This window comes from Collinsella sp. AF38-3AC, assembly GCF_003474365.1.
Taxonomy (GTDB): Bacteria; Actinomycetota; Coriobacteriia; order Coriobacteriales; family Coriobacteriaceae; genus Collinsella.
The window spans coordinates 1-4,190 of sequence record NZ_QROM01000032.1 but is presented as its reverse complement, the minus strand read 5'-3'; the positions used below and the strand labels follow the sequence as shown (position 1 = coordinate 4,190).

At 57.8% G+C, this 4,190-nt stretch carries 5 protein-coding genes; all 5 read right to left on the bottom strand.

Translation table 11 applies throughout. The annotated features are described in order from the left end of the window. Window positions 1-319: 319 nt before the first annotated feature. The 5 genes from DW029_RS10985 to DW029_RS10965 all read right to left on the bottom strand — a co-directional run bounded on the left by DW029_RS10985 (window position 320) and on the right by DW029_RS10965 (window position 4,116). Entirely contained in the window at window positions 320-1,165 is an 846-nt protein-coding gene (locus DW029_RS10985) for a sugar phosphate isomerase/epimerase (protein ID WP_055252639.1), read from the bottom strand. Window positions 1,166-1,276: 111 nt separating this feature from the next. Beyond that, the gene (locus DW029_RS10980; protein ID WP_369831513.1) at window positions 1,277-2,101 is read right to left on the bottom strand and encodes a PTS system mannose/fructose/sorbose family transporter subunit IID; all 825 of its coding nucleotides are present in this window, start codon (window positions 2,099-2,101) and stop codon (window positions 1,277-1,279) included. Next, window positions 2,091-2,864 (bottom strand): PTS sugar transporter subunit IIC, encoded by a 774-nt coding sequence (locus DW029_RS10975; RefSeq protein WP_117636066.1) that lies wholly within the window; start codon window positions 2,862-2,864, stop codon window positions 2,091-2,093. The genes DW029_RS10980 and DW029_RS10975 overlap by 11 nt, the downstream gene beginning before the upstream one ends. Before the next feature lie 292 nt (window positions 2,865-3,156). Further along, window positions 3,157-3,639, bottom strand: coding sequence for a PTS sugar transporter subunit IIB (locus tag DW029_RS10970; RefSeq protein WP_117636067.1), 483 nt, complete (start codon window positions 3,637-3,639; stop codon window positions 3,157-3,159). Window positions 3,640-3,696: 57 nt separating this feature from the next. Further along, window positions 3,697-4,116 (bottom strand): PTS sugar transporter subunit IIA, encoded by a 420-nt coding sequence (locus DW029_RS10965; protein ID WP_117636068.1) that lies wholly within the window; start codon window positions 4,114-4,116, stop codon window positions 3,697-3,699. Window positions 4,117-4,190 lie beyond the last annotated feature (74 nt).

Below are 4,190 nucleotides of genomic sequence, written 5' to 3'. Positions count from 1 at the left end.
AGGTAGCCCTCCTGGTCGAAGTGCATGATCTCGATCTTCTCGGTCTCCTTCATGTGTGTCCTCCCATCACATGTGCGCGATTCTATACATCGCGCTTCTTGCTGATACCAATTATAGCCATACGATTGCTCATTATTTAATACCAATCTAAACTCACGGAGATTTACGGCGAACGGTCGGTTTCCTCGCCCGAGTGGTATTACAACGCCATTAGTTGTCTAATTCGAGCAGCACTGCAACGAACACTCCGCAACTCGCCACCTAAAACTACGTTGCGCCAAACCCGCCCTAGTGTTTCCGGCGCAACCGCGCAGTTCGGTTATTCGGCTTCCATCTCTGCTATCACACGACGATACATATCGATAACCTGAGTTGTCGCCTTAGACGGATCCTGATAGTAGCGGCCGTCACACGTCTCGGCCGAGGCATAGCCCGTATAGCCGTGGCGCATGAGCGCCTCGAGGTCGGCACGCATATCGCGCTCGCCGTCGCCCCAGGCAAGATGCGTCGTGCCGCCGCCGACATCCACAAAGTGGGTGTGGACGATCTTGTCGCCCAAGACCTCAAAGTAGCCGTCGATTGTGTCGCCGGCAACTTCCATGGCGCCAAAGTCGATACAAGCCTTCAGGTTGGGACGATCGACCGCCTCGAGGATGCGCGCGACGTCCTGCGCGGTGTTGACCAGCACGGACTCCGACGGCTGCAGCGCCTCGAGCGCAACGCGAATGCCGCGCGTATCGGCATAGTCGCATACCGAACGCAGCATGGCAACGCTGCGGGCCCAGGCGTCCTCAGCCGGCTCGTCCAGATAGGCCCAACCACTCGTCACCAGAATCTGCGGCGCACCCAGCTCAACGGCAACGTCAATGACATTCTTAAAGTACGAGAGTATGCGCTTTTGGCCCGCCTCACCACGCACCGCGACATTCCACGGCTTGGGGTTGTTCTGCTCGGGGCACACGCACACGATCTTGATGCCGTACTGGGCAGCAAGATCGCGAATCTTATCCACCGAATCGTGCTCGTGGCAATCCACATACAGGTGCATCGAGCCAGTCCACAGCTCGATATTGCGATAACCCGCCTCGCCTGCAGCCTTAAAGAACGTCTCGATGCTGTAGTAACGATGGTTGATGTTCATGAGCGAAAGCTCGGGTACGGCCATAGTCCTCCCCTTTCATACGGGCTTTTAAAAAACAGGGGGCTGCCGCACATGCGACAAGCCCCCAAAGATCGACGCAACCGTTAGACGCGATGGAAGCGCGATTTAAACATATTAGGCAAGCACGCCAAAGAAGGCACCGATGATGCCGATGACCATGGTGCAGAGAATCAGGACCATCGGGTTGATCTTCTTGGAGAGCAGCCAGTAGTAAATCCAGAAGGCGGCCATGCCGAGCATGCCGGGCATGATGCCGTCCAGGATGTCCTGGAGGGTCTGGGCGGAGTCGCCCTGACCGATGGCGACGGGCAGCGAAGCCCAGAACATGTCCTTGCTCATGGCGCCGACCACCATGACGCCGACGATGCCGACGCAGGCCATGATCTTTTGCATCAGACCGGTCTTCTGAGCCTCGTTGAGGAAGCCAATGCCCAGTTCATAACCCTTGATAGCGCCAAAGATACGAATCAGGAACGCCGGGATGTTATAGATGAGCAGGAAGGCGATGGGGCCAAAGGCGTTGCCGGCCTGGCACAGGCTGATGCCCACGGCAGCGGCAACAACGCGCAGGGTGGACAGGAAGAAGGAGTCACCCAGACCGGAAAGCGGGCCCATGAGGGCGGCCTTGATGTCGTTGACGCTCTCGGGCTCAACCTCGCCGCGAGCGACCTTCTCTTCCATGGCCATCGCGATGCCGCCCACGAAGGGAGCGAGCTGCGGGGTGATGTTGAAGAATGCGCTGTGACGGTGCAGGGCCTCGGCGTAATCGTCGGGACGGCCGGCATAGATCTTCTTGAGCATGTTGGCGACCATCAGGCAGAAGGCAATGTTCATCTGCTTGTAGTAGGTCCAGGAGAACTCCATGCCCAGAGCGCCGGTACTCAGAGAGCTCTTAATGAGGTCGGAGCGAGTAATCTGGTTCTCGGAATTAGAAGTCATCGTCCTCATCCCCTTCCACAGAAAGCTGGGGCTGGGCGCCACCAAGGCCCAGCAGGTCGAACTTGTTGATGCCGATGATGATTGCGATCAGAGCGACACCGAGGACGGGCACGTTGGCATAGGAGCACATCAGGAAGCCCAGGAAGTAGAACGGCACGAGCTGCTTGGTAAGCACCAGACGACCGAGCATTGCGAAGCCCATGGCAGGCAGGATGTTGGCTGCAACGCCAAAGCCATCAAGGACAAACGTCGGGATGAAGTCGAGCAGACCCTGAACGGCGTCAGCGCCAAGATAGAAGGAGACGGAGCACAGGAAGAAGGCCAGGGCAACAATCACAAGACCGATAACCCAGTGCATAGCGTAGATACCCTTGAGGTTACCCTTGCTGGCAAAGACGTCGGCGCGGTCGACCAGAAGGGGCATACCGGCGTTGATGACGTTCTTGATGGCCAGGCACAGGGTGGCGATGGGCATCGCGAGCGCGATAGCGGCCTCAGTGCTCTGGCCCAGCTGAATAGCGAAGGCGCAGGCGAGCACGCCGCCAATCGTCTCATCAGGTGGCACGTAAGCGCCGATGGCAATAGAACCCATGAAGAGCAGCTCGAGGCTCGCGCCGATGGCGAGGCCGGACTGCAGGTCCCCGAGGACTATGCCGACGAGCGGGCACAGAACGATCGGGCGGAACGCATAGAGCGTACCGAGCTGATAATCGAGCTTACCGAAAGCAGCGATAAGTCCGATGAGGATCGCTTGAACAAGCATTGTTCCTCCTTTTGATCCCTCTTGGATCCGGTCGGCGATTCCCGACTTGTCAGCGCGCCCTTTTCCATGCCGACAATCGCCTAGGCAGATCCAGCTTGTACCGGCGTGCTGTTAACACCTAAACCGGTACAAATGATTTCATACCAATTATATAGTCATGCAGAAACTATTTAATACCAATCGCTCAACGGGCAGGTACTTCCGGTGAACGGTAGGTGGACTACCGGGTAAAGCGTTTATCCGCTACTCCACGGATAGGGCAGCACCATGCGCGCCGCCCCGTGGTCCCAAGTTACAGGACACTCATAGCGTCGACCTTGGGGTCATCGGCCAGAGCGCGAATCTCGACCTCGACACCACGACCGACGAGCTCGCGGATTTCCTCTTCCTCGGCGGCGGTCACAAAGACCTGACGCGAAACCTGGCGGGCGTCGGGACGCTGTTCGTCCTTGGACTTGGTGTTGCCCAGGTTGATCGAGGTAATCTGCGGGCAGCCGTCGGCAAGCTGCTTGGCCTCGGCGATGCTGGCGACGCAGATGATCATCTTGTACTTATCAGTGACACCAGAGTTAATTGCCTCGATGGCGTGTTCCATGTCCTTGATGACGAGCTTGGCGTTGGCCGGCTTGCCCATCTTGAGCGTGGTCTTCCAAACGGGATCGTTGGCAACCTTGTCGCCGACGCAGAAGATGCAGTCGGAGCCCAGGCCCTGGACCCAAGAGACGGCCACCTGGCCATGAAGCAGACGATGGTCGACGCGAAGCAGTTGAATCATGATTGACCCCCAAAGGTCTCATGCCGGAAACCCGGCCCCATTAATAGCAGGCGGAGACTAGAACTCTTCCTCGTCATCCGCATCGGTCAGCAGATCGTTGACAAACTTGACGCGCGTGTCGTCAGCCGCGATTATCTCGCGGATAACCTGATCGGCGGGAGCCTCCTGGTCCGAGAACAGTAGCTGGATCAGCAGCGGCAGGTTCATGTTGGCGACAAGGTAGGTGTTGGGACGCGTCTGAACGATCTTGGTGAACTCGTTGTTGACGCTACCGCCAAACAGGTCGGTGCACACGATCACGTCATCGGCAGGGTCGATGGTCGCCAGCAGCTTTGCGGCCTCCTCGGCGACGTCGGTGCGACCGTCGACAAACATCGATAGATCGTGAACGTTATCGCGCGCGCCCGAGAGCAGCTCGGTGCTCTCTTTAATGCCGGTCGCAAAATGCGCGTGGCTGGCGAAGATGTATTGCCTCATTACAGTTTCCCCCAAATGGAATTAGTAGTCGAACTGGTGGTAGTAGCGGCGGTACTTGAGGTTGTGCTTGGTGA

Coding starts and splice junctions, on each gene's coding strand:
- DW029_RS10965 (WP_117636068.1), bottom strand. CDS start 4,116: ATGAGGCAATACATCTTCGCCAGCCACGCGCATTTTGCGACCGGCATT.
- DW029_RS10970 (WP_117636067.1), bottom strand. CDS start 3,639: ATGATTCAACTGCTTCGCGTCGACCATCGTCTGCTTCATGGCCAGGTG.
- DW029_RS10975 (WP_117636066.1), bottom strand. CDS start 2,864: ATGCTTGTTCAAGCGATCCTCATCGGACTTATCGCTGCTTTCGGTAAG.
- DW029_RS10980 (WP_369831513.1), bottom strand. CDS start 2,101: ATGACTTCTAATTCCGAGAACCAGATTACTCGCTCCGACCTCATTAAG.
- DW029_RS10985 (WP_055252639.1), bottom strand. CDS start 1,165: ATGGCCGTACCCGAGCTTTCGCTCATGAACATCAACCATCGTTACTAC.